Here is a 17,535-nt window from a genome sequence, read left to right as displayed (position 1 = left end):
CAGATCCGCTTCGCTTGCTACAAGGGGCTTGCTCTTCCATGCCGTCACCGAGGGGTGGCGATAAATCCTCCAAACTTGGGCAGGAAGGCCGGTACTCTGGCCATATAGTCGCGATAGTCCTGACCAAAGGCGGCGATTGCGTCGGCTTCTTCATGCCGAGCGAGCCGCACATACATCACCACCAGGACTGGAAACATGGCAAGTGTCAGGAGCGTCGGCCATTGCAGTAGAAAGCCCAACATGACGAGAATGAATCCGTCATATTGCGGGTGACGGACCCTGGCATAGATACCTGTCGTCACCAGCTTGTGAACACGTTGGGCTGCGTGGAGGGGCGCCCACCCGGCCGAAATCAGCCAGAAGCCAGAGCCGACCAGCAGAAAGCTTGCGATGTGGAATGGCCCGAAATGCGGGTTGACGTGCCAGCCGAACATCATCTCGAGCAGGTGTCCGGCATCGTGGCTCAACCAGTTCACCCCCGGGAAATGGGATTGGAGCCACCCGGAGAGCAGAAAGATCGTCAGCGGGAAGCCGTACATTTCAGCAAACAAAGCGACGATGAAGGCGCTAAACGCACCGAAACTACGCCAATCCCGCTTTGTCGCGGGCTTGAAGAAACTGAATGCGAACAAGATAAAGACGGCGGCGTTCAGGAGCGCCAGTCCCCACAGACCATATCCATAGTCAGGGTGCGTCATTGTCCTTGCCCTTCAGCCTGCGCGTGAGATGTGGTCGTCTGCGTGGACTGATCCGCGCTGTCGCCATGATTGTGTGCGTGGCCGCCGTGATGGCCGTGCATGAACAGGTGCATGAGCGGGCAGGCTAGGAATATCAGGAAAGGAAGCACGCCAAGAAAGTGTGCGGTATGTTCGGTAATCAGATAGAATCCGGCCACCAGGAGAAATCCCACGAACACGATCTTGCCCCGAAAGGCACGACGGGCGCTCTGATCATCCATTGCCGCGACTCTCTTTCCTCGCTGTCAACCGGACATATCATCCGCTGTGGCGAGAGATCGGGAAATAAGTAGACGTCGCAGCTTTTGACCAAGCCTCATATTGTCCGAAATTGGCGGCGGTTCATGCCAGTCGCCTCGCGATCGCCTTGATCGCCTTGAGGCCTGAACCGAAACGGGCGATTGCCTCCTTGTTATGCTCGAGCTCGCCATAAGGTAGGTAGGAAATGTCGAGATCGTTGATCCGGCTGAATGCGGGACGCTGGAGTTGGGCGCGGACATCTGCCTCGCGTGCGTCTGGGGCCACCAGAAAAAGTCCCGCAGCGGCATGTAAATCACTGCCGCTGAGTGCGAGATCGAGCATCCGGACGATACCGGAATAGATGGAGGTTGAATGTTCGACCTCGAAGGCCGCTACGACACGGTCGGCACCGGGTTCGAGCCACAGCACGTCGATGAGCCGGATCGCGTCGGCGCCCGGCGCCTCGGCGATCGTGTCGGGCAGGCGGCTGAGGCAATCGGTGCCGAGGGCCGTTCCCTGGTATGCGCGGCTGCGGTCATTCGCGGCGATCCAGACGTCATAGCCGAGTGCCCGGCCAAGGTCGCGCAGCCATGCCTGGATTTCGGTATGGGTGCGCTCGTTCTGGCCTTCGACCTGCGCCGCTTTGGATAACGTCCGGGCTTCCTCTCGCGCTGCTTCGAGGCGTCCGTTCCAGTCGTCGAGCGCCGGCCCGGCCGCGTCGATTGGCGGCGCGGGATAGCGGCCCGAGCCGATGTCGAAGAGCAGGCCGCCGATCGCCCCGAGATCGTTGGAAAGCAGGTCGCGATAGCGATCGTTGAGATCGAGGATGCCGACCCGCATCGCCAGGAAATGCCCCCAACTCCCGAGCTTCACGTTCGCGCCCGTCAGCGCATTGTAGCCTTTGACGATGGCCGTGTTGAAGGGCGGAACGAGCGTCGGATGAAGGAAATAGAGCAGGTTGGCGACGGCCGGTCCTAGCCCCTTGATGGCGAGCCGATCGATTTCGTGGATATGCCGGACAATATCCTCGGCAGTGTCGCAGCAGGAGCAGGCGTGGAGCAGACGTCCGAACGCGCGCTGGTTCTCGCGGTTCTCATAGATATCGGGGATGCGAAGCTTGGGCTTCCAAAGGAATGCGTGATCGGCGCCCTTGAAGATTTGCCGCTGCTCGGCCACTGAGTGGACGATCGTCTCGAGTGACGAACCGCGATAAGCATTGCCGAAACTTCCGGCCTCGATGTCGCTGACCACCTGGGCGATTCCGCGGCGGATGGAGCGGAAATTCTTGATCCGTTCATCCCACAGGAACCAACTGCAATAGGTTGCGCCGGGATCCTCGCGCCAGCGGTCGATGAGGTGCCGGACATGCGCGTCGCGCGCATCGTGAGCGTCAGCCAGGCGAGTTTCCATGTATTTGGCCGTATCCGAATCTTGTGTTGGGCGAATTCCGGCTGTCGCCGAAGATATTGAGAAGCATCCAGACTAGCTCGCCCATCTTGCCGATTGCCATCACTTTATGCGGCCGGTGCCGATACCGAACCGGCGCTACGGTGTTTGCGTATATCTTCGATACGCAGTCCCCGGAAAGTTGCGACCGACAATCGTGAACACGGAGAGAGGCAAGGCCGGGGCTATCATGCACAAGCGCAAGAAGAAGCATCGTCAGCAGCATAACCCCGGCATCGCCTTCCAGGAGCCGAACGCCAGTCTCCATCTGGAGACGCGGCCCGAGGGAGCCGGTCTTGCCATCGCCTTCCTTGGCGCATCGGGAACCGTGACCGGCTCACGCTATCTTGTCGATGACGGCGAGACACGGGTCGTTGTCGATAGCGGACTTTTCCAGGGAGCGAAGGATCTACGCGTCCTCAACTGGGCGCCGATTCCGCCCGATGTCGCCGACGTCGGCCTGGTCCTGCTCACCCATGCGCATCTCGATCATTCCGGCGCGCTTCCGCGCATGGCCCGGCTGGGCTGGAATGGGACGGTGCTCTGTACCCGCGCCACGACCGCCTTGTGCGAGCTGCTACTGCCCGACAGCGGCCATCTCCAGGAAAAGGATGCCGACTTCGCCAATCGTCATGGATTTTCGCGGCATCAGCCTGCACAGCCACTTTATACCCAAGCCGATGCCCGTCTGGCGCTTGAGTTGTTTCAGACGATCCGGTTCGGCGAATGGCACCCAATCGCGGACGGTATTTCGGCCCGCTATCACGACGCTGGCCATATTCTGGGCGCAGCGTCGATCGAACTGTCGTGGAAGGGCAGGACGATCCTCTTTTCGGGCGATATCGGCCGCTATGGCGATGCCGTGATGAAGGATCCCGTCCCACCCGCCCGGGCGGACTATGTTCTCGTCGAATCGACCTATGGCGATCGCCGGCACGAGAAGGTCGATCCGACGACGACGCTCGGCGACCATATCGAACGCTGTGTTCGTCGCGGCGGGACAGTGGTGATCCCCGCGTTCGCTGTCGGCCGCGTACAGTCGCTGCTTTACCATCTGTCGCGTCTGCGCGCGGCGGGACGGCTGCGCGATACGCCCATCTATCTCGACAGCCCGATGGCGATCAACGCGAGCGAGCTGATGTGCAAGTTCATGGACGAGCATCGGTTGAACCGCACAGACTGCGAGGCGGCGTGCGGCGTCGCCCATTATGTCCGCGAGGTCGAGGAGTCCAAGGCGCTGACGGCGGACACCAACCCCAAGGTGATCATCTCGGCGAGCGGCATGGCGACAGGCGGCCGCGTACTCCACCATCTGAAGCGTTTCGCGCCAGATCCGAAGAACCTCGTTCTGTTCGCGGGATTCCAGGCCGCCGGGACGCGCGGTGCCGCGCTCGTGGCGGGCGCGAAGACGATCAAGATCCACGGCGAATATGTGCCGGTCGAGGCTGAGGTCGCGAACCTCACCATGTTGTCGGCGCATGCCGACAGCGATGAGATCATCCGCTGGCTCGGCTCGCTCGAGCAGGCACCGCGGCAGGTCTTCGTCACCCATGGCGAACCGACCGGATCGAATGTCCTCGCCAAGCGCGTGTCCGAGGAACTGGGCTGGTCCTGTACCGTGCCGACGCTCGGCAGTTGGAGCGTGCTGGCATGAGCGCGCTCGTCTCTCGAGCGGCGGAGGCCGCTGTCGGCGCAAGCGTGCTGCGCGCTCGGCGGCTCGGCCTGACCGCCGCAGGGCATGATCTCCTTGCAGTCATGCGGCACGACTGCGCGGTCTGCCGCTCGGAGGGGCTGGCCTCGCGTGCCCAGGTCGCACTCCGCATCGGCGGTCGGGAGGTCGTGGCCTCGCTGCTGCACAGTTCGGGCGATCTTCTCGCCCATGGCGAGATCGGGCTCTCCGAGGCTGCATGGCACGCCCTGGGCGTGGCGGATGGCGATCTGGTCGCGGTGACGCATGCGCAGCCGCTCGGATCGCTGAGCGAGGTGCGGCGGCGGATCTATGGCAACAGGCTTGGCGAAGGGGCCTTCTCCGCGATCGTCGGGGACATCGTCGCGCGCCGCTATACCGATGTGCATCTTTCCGCCTTCGTGACCGCCTGTTCGGCATTGCCACTCGATCGCGACGAGATGATCGGACTCTCCCGAGCCATGGTTGATGCCGGGGAGCGGCTCACTTGGCCGGACGAGATCATCGTCGACAAGCACAGTGTCGGCGGTTTGCCGGGCAATCGCACCACACCGATCGTCGTGTCGATCATGGCGGCCGAAGGCATGATGATGCCCAAGACGTCGTCGCGCGCGATCACGTCGCCGGCGGGGACTGCGGATACGATGGAAGTACTCACGCAGGTCGATCTCGACCTTCCCGCGATCCGGCGGGTCGTCGAGCAGGAGGGTGGCTGTATCGCCTGGGGCGGTGCCGTCCGGCTAAGCCCGGCGGACGATATCATCATCGGCGTCGAACGCGTGCTCGACATCGACGCGGTCGGACAGCTCGTCGCGTCGGTCCTTTCTAAGAAGATCGCCGCAGGAGCGACCCATCTGGTGATCGACATTCCTGTGGGTCCGACCGCCAAAGTGCGAACCGACGAGGCGGCGGCCACGCTCGGCGCGGCGCTCGAATCCGTTGCACAGGATTTCGGTCTAAGGACAAAGATCATGACCGGACCCGGCACCCAACCGATCGGACGGGGCATCGGGCCGGCGCTTGAGGCACGGGATGTCCTCTCTGCGCTGCAAGGCCTGTCTGGCGTTGAGGATCTGGTTCACCGTGCCTGCGAACTCGCTGGCGCTCTGCTCGAGCTTGCCGGAGGATCAGCGCCGGGCGCGGGTTATGCCCGCGCCTATGGGGTGATCGAGAGCGGGCGCGCCTGGACGAAATTCCAGCGGATTTGCGAGGCCCAAGGTGGGATGCGCACGCCTCCCATCGCGCGCTTCCAACATGATCTTGTGGCGCCGCATACTGGCAGACTTGGAAATATCGACAATCGCAAGATCGCGACGGTCGCCAAGCTAGCCGGAGCGCCGGCGGCCAAGGCGGCGGGCGTTGCGATGCATGCGCGGCTCGGAGAGCGCGTCGAAACCGGCGCAATGCTTTGCACCATCCACGCGGAGAGCCGAGGCGAGCTGGACTATGCGCTTGCGTTCGCCGAGAGCGACGGTGCGATCTTCGGGATCGTCGAGCAGTGACCGGCCCCGTCATCCTTGCCTTGCCGGGCAGCGAGGCGTTCGGCGAAGCGTTGCGCGCGCATGTCTTCGGCGAGCCAGGTGGGCTTGATCACCGGCAGTTTCCCGACGGAGAAACCTATTTGCGGATCATGAGCGAGGTCGCGGATCGGGACGTCGTGCTTGTTTCCAGCTTGGATCGCCCCGATCCCAAGCTGCTGCCGCTCCTCTTTGCCGCAGACACGCTGCGCGAGATGGGCGCCCGCAAGATCGGCCTTGTTGCACCCTATCTGGCCTATATGCGCCAGGATATTCGCTTCCATCCGGGCGAAGCGGTCACGTCGCGTAGCTTTGCCACGGTCCTCTCGCATCATCTCGACTGGCTGGTGACGGTCGATCCGCATCTCCATCGCTATCATGCGCTGGGCGACGTCTATCGGATCCCGAGCCGCGTCGTTCATGCCGCGCCGCTGATGGCGGACTGGATACGGGAGAACGTCTCGCGGCCGGTCATCATCGGACCCGACAAGGAAAGCGAGCAATGGGTCGCGCAGGTCGCGGCGGGTGCGGATGCCCCCTTCCTCGTTTGCGAGAAAGAACGGTCGGGGGACCGCGAAGTGCGAATCTCGATACCGCGCGCGGAGAACCTAGCCGATCGCCAGCCGGTGCTCGTGGACGATATTGCCTCGTCGGGCCGGACCCTAGCGGTCGCGGCGAAGCAACTTGTCGACATGGGCTTCGCACCGCCCGACTGTGTGGTGGTCCACCCGCTGTTCGCGGGCGACGCCGCGCAGGCGCTGAGCGGGCTTGCGCGCCGCATCGTCAGCACCAACACAATCGTCCATGCGACCAATGGTATCGACGTGGTTGGGCCCGTTGCTGAGGCAGTCCAGGCGCTCCTGTAAAGAAACTGGTCGAAAGCCTCGGCGATTGGCTTCCCGCGACCAAAGACAGAAAGTCCTCCGGCGACAATTCCCCTCTTGACCTTGGACTATGGTCCAAGCCGCAAAAGCGGTGAGCACGAAGCGGTGGCGCGTCCATCGCCGAAGCATGTTGCTCATTTTACGGTCTCAGGAGGATCATGGGGGATAGACGCGTCGTTCATCTCGTCGACGATGATGAAGCCATACGCAAATCGGTCGGGTTCACGCTGCACACATCGGGCTTTGTCGTCCAAATCTATTCATCGGGGACCGAATTTCTGAGAAGCGCGCACGAGGCCGAGCTCGGCTGCGTGCTGCTCGACGTGCATATGCCCGTTATGGATGGCCTGCAGGTCCAGGCGACGATGGCGCAAACCGGAATCGACATGCCGGTGGTGGTTCTCACTGCCAATGGCGACGTCGCGCTGGCTGTCCAGGCGATGAAAGGCGGCGCTGTCGACTTCCTCGCCAAGCCGATCGAGAAGGCGCTGTTGCTCGACGCGATCGAGCGCGCGTTCGCGCGGATTGAGCGCGCTGACACGCGCGCGGCCGAACAGGCAAAGGCACAGGCTCAGGTCGCGGGCCTGACGCCGCGCGAACAGGACGTTCTGGAGGGCATGGCGCAGGGCTATCCGAACAAGACTATCGCCTATGATCTCGGCATCTCATCGCGAACTGCCGAGGTTCATCGCGCCAGCCTGATGCTCAAGCTCGGGGTTCAGACGCAGGCAGACGCCCTGCGGATCGCTTTCGCGGCGGGCATGGGCAAAGCACCGGAAAGATGAGCCTAACGGCTTGTCCCAGCACGGCACCAGCAATCGGTTTGATTTGGCACGCTCACACTTTTGCTGCGGTGCAACAAGTCGTGCATGGCTGGCGTTGTCGATGCATTCCGTAGACCTACGGAGGGGCGGCGACCAGTTCGGTATCACGATTGCGACTTTGGGCCGGTTCGCCCCGGCCAAGAATATCAATTTCGTGCGCCCGCCAGTTCCGCGATGATCGGACAGTTCGGCCGCTCGTCGCCGTGACAGTGCTTAGCGAGATCGACCAAAGCATCGCGCAGCGCCGAGAGGGCCTCCGCCTTGCGCTGGAATTCTTTCGCCCGCGCGAGCGCGACCGCCTTCACCTCCGCGCTGCTGCGACCTCCGTCGGCCCACAGGCCGAGCAAGGTCCTGATATCCTCGATCGGAAACCCGAGGTCGCGAGCGTTGGCGATGAACCGCAGCCGATGGAGGTCCGGCTCGGCATAGGCGCGATAGCCGGCGCCCCGGCGGGGGGGCGGCGGGATGAGGCCGATCTTCTCATAATGCCGGATCATACGCTCCGAGACGCCGGTCCGTCTCGACGCCACCCCGATGTTCACAGCGCCTGCCGGTTGAGCCTGAGCGCATTGGTGACGACGCTCACCGACGACAGCGCCATGGCCGCGGCCGCGATGATCGGTGAGAGCAGGATGCCGAACACAGGATAGAGCACGCCCGCCGCGACCGGCACGCCGGCGACGTTGTAGATGAAGGCGAAGACCAGGTTCTGACGGATGTTCGTCATGGTCGCCTGGCTCAGCCGTCGTGCCCGCACGATGCCAGTGAGATCGCCCTTCAGCAAGGTCACGCCCGCGCTCTCGATGGCGACGTCGGTGCCCGAGCCCATGGCGATGCCGACATCGGCGGCGGCGAGCGCTGGAGCGTCGTTGACGCCGTCTCCTGCCATCGCGACCACGCGGCCTTCAGCCTTGAGGCGGGCGACCACGGCGCTCTTCTGGTCGGGCAGGACCTCGGCCTCGACATCGTCGATGCCGAGACGCTTTGCCACCGCCTCGGCCGTCGTGCGATTGTCGCCGGTCAGCATCACCACGCGGACACCCTCCGCCTTGAGCGCAGCCAGCGCCTCGGGAGTCGTCTCCTTCACCGGATCGGCGATTGCGAAGGCGCCTCCGACCTTGCCGCCGACGCCGATGAAGATCGCGGTAGCGCCATCCCGGCGCAGCGCGTCGGCCTGCTCGGCGAGCGTCTCGGTCGCGATCCCCTCTTCGCCAAGGAAGCGTGCATTACCGAGCACGATCCGATGGCCGTCAACGGTGCCGAGCGCGCCTCGGCCGGTCGGGGAGTCGAAGTCGCCGACATCGCTGGTGGCGATGTTCCGTGTTTTCGCTGCCTCGACGATCGCCAGCGCCAACGGATGCTCGGACGCGCGTTCGACCGACGCCGCGAGCCGCAGCAGTTCTGCTTCGTCGAACCCTGGGGCGGGGACGATCCCTGTGACGGCGGGCCGCCCTTCGGTGAGCGTTCCGGTCTTGTCGACGACCAGGGTGTCGACCTTTTCCATATGCTCGAGCGCTTCAGCATTCTTGATCAGCACGCCGAGGCCAGCGCCGCGGCCGACACCAACCATGATTGACATCGGCGTCGCCAGGCCGAGGGCGCAAGGGCAGGCAATGATCAGCACGGCAACAGCCGCCACGAGCCCGTAGGCAAAGCGCGGCTCGGGACCCCAGATGCTCCAGGCGATGAAGGCGGCCGCGGCGATGCCAATGACGACGGGTACGAACCAGCCTGCGACCTGATCCGCCATGCGCTGGATCGGCGCGCGGGAACGCTGGGCCTCGGCGACCATCTGGACAATGCGGGCGAGCATCGTATCGCGGCCGACTTTGTCCGCGACGATGACGAGCGCGCCAGTCTGGTTGAGCGTGCCGCCGATGACCTTGTCGGCCTTCGCCTTCGTAACAGGCATGGACTCGCCGGTCACCATGGACTCGTCGAGCGAAGAGCGGCCGTCCTCGACGAGGCCGTCGACAGGCACTTTCTCACCCGGACGCACGCGCAGGCGATCGCCGACCGCCACAAGATCGAGGCTAACTTCCTCCTCATTGCCGTCGGCGCCGATGCGCCGCGCGGTCTTGGGCGCGAGGTTGAGCAGGGCCTTGATCGCGCCCGATGTGCGCTCGCGCGCGCAATTCGAGCACCTGCCCCAGCAGCACGAGCACGGTGATGACGGCCGCCGCCTCGAAATAGACCGCCACCATGCCGTCGGCGCCGCGGAACGCCGGCGGGAAGATCTGCGGGGCGAGCGTCGCGACAACGCTATAAGCCCAGGCGACCCCGGTCCCCATCGCGATCAGCGTGAACATGTTGAGGTTGCGGGTCTTGACCGAAGCCCAGCCGCGCTCGAAGAACGGCCAGCCGGCCCACAGCACCACCGGCGTCGCCAGCGCGAACTGGATCCAGACCGAAACTGACACCGGCACGAGGCGGTGGATCGCCGGGAACAGGTGCGCGCCCATTTCGAGGATCAGCACCGGCACGGCGAGGACCAGGCCGATCCAGAAGCGCCGCGTCATGTCGACCAGCTCGTGGCTCGGGGCGCCATCGGCGGTGACGGTCGCCGGCTCCAGCGCCATGCCGCAGATCGGGCAGGCGCCGGGACGGTCCTGGCGGATCTCGGGATGCATCGGACAGGTCCAGATCGTGTCCGCAGGCGCGTCGACCGGCGGCGTTGGCGGGCCGAGATAGCGCTCGGGATCGGCGATGAACTTGGCGCGGCAGCCGGCGCTGCAGAAATGGTACGTCGCGCCGCCATGCTCGGCGTTGTGCGCGGTGGATGCCGGATCGACGGTCATGCCGCAGACCGGATCCTTGACCCCGGTCGCCGTCTTCTTGGGCGCATGACCGCCGCAGCAACCGCCGCCATGCGCCGCTGAATGTGTCTCTTTCATCGCCTTGCTCCTTTCGACGCCCGACGATGTAGGGTCTGACACCGTGTCAGGGTCAATACGTAGTCTCCGAAGCGATCCTGCGAAAGCCTCGACACCGATCGCCCGAAAATCAGTCGGGATCGTTCGCGACAGATCGCCAGGCATCCGAGATTGGACGACGTGCGGTGAACAGCTGGATCGTTCCCGTGATCGTCGAGATCGTGAAGGGCGCCACAACATCCTCAAATCCCGCTGCCGCGATCAGCTTTGGAATGACACCGTCCGCGTTAGGCTGGGTGTCGGTCACGCCGTCGAGGCGCTGCACGGTCAGGCGAAAGAGGAGGCGCATCAACCCGCACTGAAGGCCATAATCCGCGATGACGAGACGGCCGCCTGGTCGTAACATCCTGTTCATCGCGCGAAGCGTCGCGGCCTTTTCGCTCAGCGGCATCTGATGCAGCACGAGGCTCGATACGACGGCATCCGCCGTCTCGGCTGCGAGATCCCCTGCAAACCCCTGGCGCCATTCGATGTCGACCGCGGCGGCATGAGCCTTGCCGCGCGCGATATCGAGCGCTTCCGCATCCGGATCGATGCCGATGACAGTGAGCCGCGGTTCGGCAAGCTTCAGCAACAATGCGAAGCTGCCCGTTCCGCAACCGACATCGACGATCGTCTCGTTTGGCCGAGCGGCGAGATAGGCCCTCATCGCGGTCCGCCAGCGGGTTTCGCGCGTCCAAAGCCGTATCGCGCGATCATAGTCTGCCGTGGACCCAGTGCCGAGCGGCGGCGTGTAGGACTTCCTGGCGGTCATCCCTTCTAAGTCGACATAGGCGGGGAAAGAGTGCCCAGCCAGGCCACGAGCGCCAGGATGACGATGGCAAGGCCGCCTTCGGCGAGCAGGCTCCTGCGCAGGATCGCCATGGCGCACCGCGCATCGCCTTGCGCGACGGCAAGGCCGAGCGCGGGCGTCAGGCGGTAACGGTTGAGCGCGGCCAGGCCGAGCATCGCGGCGAACAGCGACAGCTTGGCGATCAGGAGCAGGCCATAGGTGGTCTTTCCGAGCGACAGTATGTTGCCCGGACCGACAAGGATGGCACCGTTCACCGCACCAGTGAGGATCAGTAGTCCGACGACCAAGGATCCGACCGTCGCAAAGCCGCGTAGGGCGGCTTCCGTCAGCGACACATGGTCCATGTCGTCGGCATCGACCCATCGCAAGGCAAGCAGCAGGAAAGCGGCGATGGCGCCGATCCAGGCCCCCGCGGCGAGAAGATGAACCAGATCGGTCACCAGCTGCAGCCAGCCGATGCCGCCTTCACCGGCGCCGCCGTGGCCGCCCCAGGCAAGCGTTGCCAGGGCGCATGCGCCGGCAAGGGTCGATGCCGCGGCGGCTACGCGCGGTGCGCGGCTGCAGAGTAGCGCGCATAGCAAGAGGATCAGGAGCGCGGCGATCCGCGCCTTGAGCGCGAGGCCCAGCGCCGTCTCGTTGAGCAAGTCGCCGAGGATCGAGACATCCGGCCGGGTGAGCGGTAGGCCGGTCATGGCCGAGACCTGGGCCATGAACCCGAGTGAGGAGAGCATGAGGCCGACGAGCGCGAGAGCAGCGAGGATCGCGGACATTGGCAGATAACGAGCGGCCGTCCGGCCGCCGCCGAGCGCGTACAGCGCGAACAGCGGCAGGCCGAAAAGCAGCCCGAGGTCGACGTAAAGCGCCCAGCGGATCGCGATGAGGCCGGCGTCGCCCATGATGTCACTTTACCGTGAACGCGAGATTGCCCTGTATCCGGTGGGTGTCGGTCGAGACGACGTGCCAGGCGACCTGATAGGTGCCGGACGAGAGCGGACGCGCCAGCGTCAGGACCAGCGTCTTGCCGTCGGCGCCTACCGCGGTCTGGAAGCCGGTTACGGCCATACGGTGATTGGGCATGCCCGGCATCCCGGTCATGACGATCTCGGCGCTCGACAGCCTGGGCATCAGGCCCTCGTTGAAGGTAAGCGTGATCCGCGACGGCGCCGCCACGCTTGCCTTGGCGGCGGGGGTCGAAGACAAGAGCTTGGGATGGGCAAGCGCCGGCGCGGAAACGAAGAGACTGGCGGCGGCGGTCAGGGCGGCAAACAGGGGAAGGGGACGCATCGGAATTCTCCAGGTTGGTGGCATAGGGAAATACGCATCCCGTCGGCGGACCCCTCGGATTATCTTTTTTGTGGCTAGCGAGGGGTGGGCGGTTGTGATGCGTATTGCAGAATGAGGATGGAGAACGACGATGGATGATCTCAACCAGATGCTGGCACGGTTGCGCGATGCTCCCCTTCCCGCTGCGCTCGCGACGATCGACAGCGCCGTCATGGCCGAGCTGGCCCGCATCCAGGCTACACCCGCGCTTCGGGCCGGAACCTTCGGCGCGGTCGCCGCGCTCGCCCTAGTGTTCGGCATTGCCGGATCGGTGGTTCAGACCGATCGGGCTGCCGCCACGACCCTGTCGCCCTTCGACGCGCGTCTGGCGCTAGCGCCATCGACGCTGCTGGGCGGCGAGTGATGCGGGACTGGCGGAGGATAGCCCTGCTGGTGCTGCTGACCTTCGCCGCAGCCGTGGCTGGCGTCGTGATCGGACGGGTCTATGTCGTCCCGCAGAAGCCGGTCGAGAACGAGCTGCACGAGCTTCTCCACAATCAGCTCAAGATCGATGCGGCGCAGCACCAGCGGCTTGATGGCATCGAGAAGCAGTTCGCCATCCGCCGCCGCGCGCTGGAGGCCGAACTGCGCGCCGACAATGCACGGCTGGCCGAGGCGATCGAGGCTGAACATGGTTACGGGCCGAAGGTCGCCGCCGCGGTCGACGGTTCGCATCAGGCGATGGGGGAGCTGCAGAAGGAGACTCTGGAGCACATCTTCGCGATGCGGGCCGTGCTGCGTCCCGACCAGGCGGTCAAGTTCGACGAGGCCGTGGTGAAAGCGCTGACGGCCAAGGAACAGTGACGCTCGAGCTCGCCGGCTGTTCGGATGCCGAGCTCGCCACGCTGGCGCTGGCTGGGCGGCAGCCGGCCTTCGGTGAGCTGGTCCGGCGCCACCGTGAGTGGGTTTTCCGGTTGGTGCGTAATCATGTCGGGGATACCGACGAAGCGCTGGACGTGACTCAGGCGAGTTTCGTCGCGGCTTTCGGTGCCTTGCGCCGCTACGATCCGGAACGTCCCTTTCCGGTCTGGATGTCGCGGATCGCGATCAACAAATGTCATGATTGGCGCCGACGCCGGACAGTCCGGAGCTTTCTGTCCTTTGCGTTCCCGATCAGCGACGCCGAGGACGTGGCGGACGAAGCGCCGCTGGCCGATCACAAACTTGTGGCCGAGCAGGAGTTCGAACGCACGATGCGCGCTATCTCGGCCTTGCCCGAAACGCTCAAGGAGCCGCTCATCCTGAGGACGATCGAGGGGCATAGCGAAGCGGAGACCGCGCACATTCTCGGTATAAGTCAAAAGGCCGTCGAGACGCGGCTCTATCGCGCGCGGATGCGCCTGGCGGAAATTTTGCAAAAAGTTTGAGGGGTGTCCGGACGGGCTGCGTATTTCCAGTAGGCCCATATGAACAAGAGCTGAGACGCCCGCCCATGACATCCGTTCTCGACCGTCGCCAATTCATGCGAGGCGCGGCCCTCACCGGCGGCGGCCTTGCCTTTTCCGCCTGGTTCCCGGCCTGGGCGCAGACGATCTCGGCGGGGATGCGTCCGACGCTGCCCACGGTGTCGGGTGAAGACATCACGCTCACCATTGCGCGCCAGTCGATGACCATCGACGGCCGCCGGTTCCGGGCGATCGGGATCAACGGCACCGTGCCCGCGCCGCTCATCCGGCTGCGCGAGGGTCAGCATGTGCGGCTCAACGTCGTCAACAAGCTCGAGGAAGACAGCTCGATCCACTGGCACGGGCTGATCCTGCCGGCCAATATGGACGGTGTGCCGGGCGTGTCGTTTCCGGGCATCAAGCCGGGATCGAACTACCTCTACCAGTTCCCCGTCAAGCAGAGCGGCACCTACTGGTATCATAGTCATTCGGGCCTGCAGGAGCAGGAAGGCCACTACGGCCCGATCATCATCGATCCGGCGGGCGTGGATCCGGTCGCTTACGACCGCGAGCATGTCGTCGTGCTCGCCGATCACAGTCCGCTGTCGCCGCAGGCGATCTTCCGCCGCCTCAAGGTCAATCCGGGACACTTCAACTTCCAGCGGCAGACGCTGTCGGGCCTGCTGTCGGGCCGCGACCAACCGCTTAAGGACCGGCTCGACTGGGGTCAGATGCGCATGGATCCGGCCGACATTTCGGATGTGACGGGTTCGACCTACACCTATCTCGTCAATGGCCACGGCCCGTCCGACAATTGGACCGCATTGTTCACGCCGGGCGAGCGAGTGCGGCTGCGGGTGATCAACGCCTCGGCCATGACCACTTTCAACGTGCGTATCCCGGGCCTGCCGCTGACCGTCGTCCAGGCCGACGGGCAGAACGTGATGCCTGTCACCGTTGACGAGTTCCAGATCGGCGTCGCCGAGACTTACGACGTCATCGTCACGCCCAGCGAGGACAAAGCTTTCACGCTCGTCGGCGAGGCAATCGATCGCTCGGGGATGGCCCGTGCGACGCTGGCGCCGCGTGCCGGCATGGCGGGCGAGGTGCCGCTGCTGCGCCCCCGGCCGCTCGCCGATATGAAGGACATGGGCATGGACATGTCCTCCATGGGCGGAATGGAAGGTATGGACATGTCGGGCGGCGCGACGCGCGGAGTCGATCCGAGCGCCGAGCAGAACGCGTCGGCGCGCCTCGCGACCGGAGCCGCGAGCGCGGCGGCCGTGTCCTCCACCATGGCCCGCGGCGCGACGCCGGGTATGGATCATTCAGGCATGGGCCACTCGGGGATGGCCGGGATGGACCATTCGGCCATGGCGGCCGGCGGCGGCGGCGCCGAAATGGCGGGCATGGACCATGGCGGCGGCGCCATGAACATGGGCTCGATGAAGATGCGCGATTTCGGCAATGCGCCGCAGATCAAGCGCGATCCCGGTGTCCAGACCATCTCACCGATGCCGGTCGATCGCACCGGCGAGCCGGGTCAAGGCCTCGCCGACGTCGGCCACAAGGTGCTCGTCTACAGGGACCTGATGGCGCTCGAGCGCAACCCCGACGTTCGGGCGCCGAGCCGCAGCATCGATATTCACCTGACCGGCAATATGGAGCGGTTCATGTGGTCGTTCGACGGCGAGAAGATGTCGGACCACCATGAGCCGATCCCCTTTATCGAGGGCGAGCGCGTGCGTATCAACCTCATCAACGACACGATGATGGGACATCCGATCCACATCCACGGCCACTTCTTCGAGTTGGTGACCGGGCATGGCGATCACGCGCCGCGTAAGCATACCGTGATCGTCCAGCCCGGCGGCAAAGTGACCTGGGACTTCACCGCCGACGCGGTCGGCGACTGGGCATTCCACTGCCATCTCCTCTACCACATGCATGCTGGGATGATGCGCGTCGTGAGTGTGCGCCCGAAGGGAGACGCGTAATGATCCGCTCGCTTCCGATGCTCGGTAGTACCATCGCGCTCTTACTCGCCGCGCCTGCGTTCGCGCAGGATCATTCGATGCACGACATGCCCGGCATGGGGCATGCTGCACAGACCAAGCCGGCCAAGGCACCCACCAAGCCCCGCGCCTCGCAGCCCGTGCGATCCCGCCCTAAGGCAAAGCCTGCAGACGCGCACACGCCGGCTGCCGACAACATGCAGGACATGGATCATTCCCAGCATGGCTCGCCAGCAAGCGATCAGAAGCGACCGTCCGCCGAACCCATGCCGGCCATGCCCGGCATGGATCATAGCCTGCACCAATCCGGCGCCACGCCTCCATCGGCGATGGACCCTTCGCAGCACCAGGGCGGGGCGATGCCCGAGATGCCGGGAATGGATCATTCGCAGCATGGTGAGGCGCCGATGCCGGCGATGGAGATGACCGGCACGGCGCTTCCCGCCGGCGATGCGCCGCCACCGCCGGTCCCGCATGATCACTACGCCGATCGCGATTTTCCGGGCGGCGAGATGGCCGGCTCGCGCGAGGCGATGATGAAGGAAAGCGGCGGCGGTCAATTCGGTCAGCTCATGCTCAACGTATTCGAGTATCAGGCGCACAGCGGGCGCGACGGCTATCGCTGGGACGGCGAGGGCTTCTACGGCGGCGACATCAACCGCCTGTGGCTCAAGAGCGAGGGCGAAGGCGAGTTCGGCCGGGGGATCGATTCCGGGGAAGTCCAGGCGCTCTACAGCCATGCCATAGATCCCTATTTCAACTTGCAAGCCGGTGTCCGCCAGGATTTTGGACGCGGGCCCGACCGCACCTATGCGACCATCGGCTTCGAGGGACTGGCGCCCGGAATGTTCGAGGTGGAGGGCGCGCTATTCCTCTCGAACAAGGGCGACCTGCTGGGCCGGGTGGAAGGCTATTACGACCAGCGCATCACCCAGCGCTTGGTCCTGCAACCACGCCTCGAACTCAATCTTTCGGCGCAGGATGTGCCAGAAAATGACATTGGCTCAGGACTCGTCAATATCGAGCTGGGGGCTCGGCTGCGCTACGAGATCAGCCGCCAGTTCGCCCCCTATGTCGGCGTGTCTTATCTGCGCAAGACCGGAGATACGGCGCGGCTTTCCCGCCTCGCGGGCGAAGACGTCCATGCCACGAGCTTCGTCGTTGGCGTCCGCTTCTGGTTCTAGGGTCGGGAGCGGTCGATGGTGGGGCGGGGTGTCTGGGCACGAAGCAATCTCGATGAAATCGGCGGGGGCCGAATCAAGGAGACGATCCATGGACCATGCACAAGGCCACCGCGGCGCACAAAAGGGAGCCTATCGGAGCCTTGTGCTCCAGACCCTCGTCAGCGGTGTCATCATGTACCTCGTGATGTTCGTCATGATCGACGGGCTGGACAGTTTCTACAACAATCTCAACATGCTTTACATGACGCTGATGATGGTCGCGCCGATGGTGGTTCTAATGATCCTCGCGATGCGGCACATGTTTCCCTCGAGAGCGGCCAACATCGCGCTGATCGCTGCCTCGCTCGTCGCTTTCTTCGGCAGCTATGCGCTGATCCGGACCCAGACCACGATCGGCGACACGGCCTTCCTGCGCTCGATGATTCCCCATCATTCCGGCGCGATTCTGATGTGCCGCGAGGCGAAGCTGCGCGATCCGGAAGTGATCGGGCTCTGCCGGTCAATCGAAAAGTCGCAGCGACAGGAGATCGATCAGATGAAAGCCATCCTCACCAGACGCTGAGAATG

The 17,535-nt window shown here is 64.5% G+C and carries 17 protein-coding genes and 1 pseudogene; 10 read left to right on the top strand and 8 right to left on the bottom strand.

From position 1 onward, the window contains the following. Window positions 1-44: 44 nt before the first annotated feature. The 3 genes from OLX23_RS22750 to OLX23_RS22740 form a co-directional block, all read right to left on the bottom strand. Window positions 45-698: a methyltransferase family protein gene (locus tag OLX23_RS22750; RefSeq protein ID WP_264447543.1), complete on the bottom strand. Its 654-nt coding sequence runs from the start codon at window positions 696-698 to the stop codon at window positions 45-47. Further along, a complete protein-coding gene (locus OLX23_RS22745; protein ID WP_264447542.1) occupies window positions 695-958 on the bottom strand; it encodes a DUF2933 domain-containing protein in 264 nt (87 codons plus the stop codon). Before OLX23_RS22745 ends, OLX23_RS22750 begins: the two co-directional genes overlap by 4 nt. 121 nt (window positions 959-1,079) lie before the next feature. Beyond that, window positions 1,080-2,387 (bottom strand): type II restriction endonuclease, encoded by a 1,308-nt coding sequence (locus OLX23_RS22740; RefSeq protein WP_264447541.1) that lies wholly within the window; start codon window positions 2,385-2,387, stop codon window positions 1,080-1,082. A gap of 226 nt (window positions 2,388-2,613) precedes the next feature. Between OLX23_RS22740 and OLX23_RS22735 the strand changes: the two genes are divergently transcribed. The 4 genes from OLX23_RS22735 (at window position 2,614) to OLX23_RS22720 (ending at window position 7,296) form a co-directional block, all read left to right on the top strand. Further along, a complete protein-coding gene (locus OLX23_RS22735; RefSeq protein WP_264447540.1) occupies window positions 2,614-4,077 on the top strand; it encodes an MBL fold metallo-hydrolase RNA specificity domain-containing protein in 1,464 nt (487 codons plus the stop codon). Further along, window positions 4,074-5,612: a thymidine phosphorylase family protein gene (locus OLX23_RS22730; RefSeq protein ID WP_264447539.1), complete on the top strand. Its 1,539-nt coding sequence runs from the start codon at window positions 4,074-4,076 to the stop codon at window positions 5,610-5,612. The genes OLX23_RS22735 and OLX23_RS22730 overlap by 4 nt, the downstream gene beginning before the upstream one ends. Beyond that, a complete protein-coding gene (locus tag OLX23_RS22725; RefSeq protein ID WP_264447538.1) occupies window positions 5,609-6,493 on the top strand; it encodes a ribose-phosphate pyrophosphokinase in 885 nt (294 codons plus the stop codon). Before OLX23_RS22730 ends, OLX23_RS22725 begins: the two co-directional genes overlap by 4 nt. Before the next feature lie 176 nt (window positions 6,494-6,669). Further along, a complete protein-coding gene (locus OLX23_RS22720; protein WP_264447537.1) occupies window positions 6,670-7,296 on the top strand; it encodes a response regulator transcription factor in 627 nt (208 codons plus the stop codon). 185 nt (window positions 7,297-7,481) lie between these two features. On the opposite strand, the gene cueR is transcribed toward OLX23_RS22720, so the two are convergent. The 5 genes and pseudogenes from cueR to copC all read right to left on the bottom strand — a co-directional run bounded on the left by cueR (window position 7,482) and on the right by copC (window position 12,345). Beyond that, window positions 7,482-7,877: a Cu(I)-responsive transcriptional regulator gene (cueR, locus tag OLX23_RS22715; RefSeq protein WP_264447536.1), complete on the bottom strand. Its 396-nt coding sequence runs from the start codon at window positions 7,875-7,877 to the stop codon at window positions 7,482-7,484. Further along, window positions 7,874-10,229: pseudogene (locus tag OLX23_RS22710) on the bottom strand (heavy metal translocating P-type ATPase). The gene cueR and the pseudogene OLX23_RS22710 overlap by 4 nt, the downstream one beginning before the upstream one ends. A 109-nt stretch (window positions 10,230-10,338) precedes the next feature. Beyond that, entirely contained in the window at window positions 10,339-11,022 is a 684-nt protein-coding gene (locus OLX23_RS22705; protein WP_264447535.1) for a class I SAM-dependent methyltransferase, read from the bottom strand. A 5-nt stretch (window positions 11,023-11,027) separates the two neighbouring features. Next, entirely contained in the window at window positions 11,028-11,957 is a 930-nt protein-coding gene (gene copD / locus OLX23_RS22700; RefSeq protein ID WP_264447534.1) for a copper homeostasis membrane protein CopD, read from the bottom strand. Window positions 11,958-11,961: 4 nt separating this feature from the next. After that, window positions 11,962-12,345 carry a copper homeostasis periplasmic binding protein CopC gene (gene copC / locus OLX23_RS22695; RefSeq protein WP_264447533.1) on the bottom strand — a complete coding sequence of 128 codons (384 nt, stop codon included), beginning with the start codon at window positions 12,343-12,345 and terminating at the stop codon, window positions 11,962-11,964. A gap of 130 nt (window positions 12,346-12,475) precedes the next feature. On the opposite strand from copC, the gene OLX23_RS22690 reads away from it, so the two are divergent. The 6 genes from OLX23_RS22690 (at window position 12,476) to OLX23_RS22665 (ending at window position 17,530) form a co-directional block, all read left to right on the top strand. Further along, the gene (locus tag OLX23_RS22690; protein WP_264447532.1) at window positions 12,476-12,748 is read left to right on the top strand and encodes a hypothetical protein; all 273 of its coding nucleotides are present in this window, start codon (window positions 12,476-12,478) and stop codon (window positions 12,746-12,748) included. Beyond that, window positions 12,748-13,188: a periplasmic heavy metal sensor gene (locus tag OLX23_RS22685; protein ID WP_264447531.1), complete on the top strand. Its 441-nt coding sequence runs from the start codon at window positions 12,748-12,750 to the stop codon at window positions 13,186-13,188. Before OLX23_RS22690 ends, OLX23_RS22685 begins: the two co-directional genes overlap by 1 nt. Next, window positions 13,185-13,751 (top strand): RNA polymerase sigma factor, encoded by a 567-nt coding sequence (locus OLX23_RS22680; protein ID WP_264447530.1) that lies wholly within the window; start codon window positions 13,185-13,187, stop codon window positions 13,749-13,751. The genes OLX23_RS22685 and OLX23_RS22680 overlap by 4 nt, the downstream gene beginning before the upstream one ends. Window positions 13,752-13,816: 65 nt before the next feature. Further along, the gene (locus OLX23_RS22675) at window positions 13,817-15,766 is read left to right on the top strand and encodes a copper resistance system multicopper oxidase (protein ID WP_264447529.1); all 1,950 of its coding nucleotides are present in this window, start codon (window positions 13,817-13,819) and stop codon (window positions 15,764-15,766) included. Next, window positions 15,766-16,968 carry a copper resistance protein B gene (locus tag OLX23_RS22670; protein WP_264447528.1) on the top strand — a complete coding sequence of 401 codons (1,203 nt, stop codon included), beginning with the start codon at window positions 15,766-15,768 and terminating at the stop codon, window positions 16,966-16,968. Before OLX23_RS22675 ends, OLX23_RS22670 begins: the two co-directional genes overlap by 1 nt. An 88-nt stretch (window positions 16,969-17,056) precedes the next feature. Beyond that, window positions 17,057-17,530, top strand: a complete 474-nt coding sequence (locus OLX23_RS22665; RefSeq protein WP_264447526.1) for a DUF305 domain-containing protein — start codon at window positions 17,057-17,059, stop codon at window positions 17,528-17,530. Window positions 17,531-17,535: the final 5 nt, after the last annotated feature.

The organism is Novosphingobium sp. JCM 18896 (assembly GCF_025938095.1).
Taxonomy (GTDB): domain Bacteria; phylum Pseudomonadota; class Alphaproteobacteria; order Sphingomonadales; family Sphingomonadaceae; genus Novosphingobium.
Note: the sequence above shows the minus strand (reverse complement) of the source record. Positions and strands in the feature narration are given on the sequence as shown.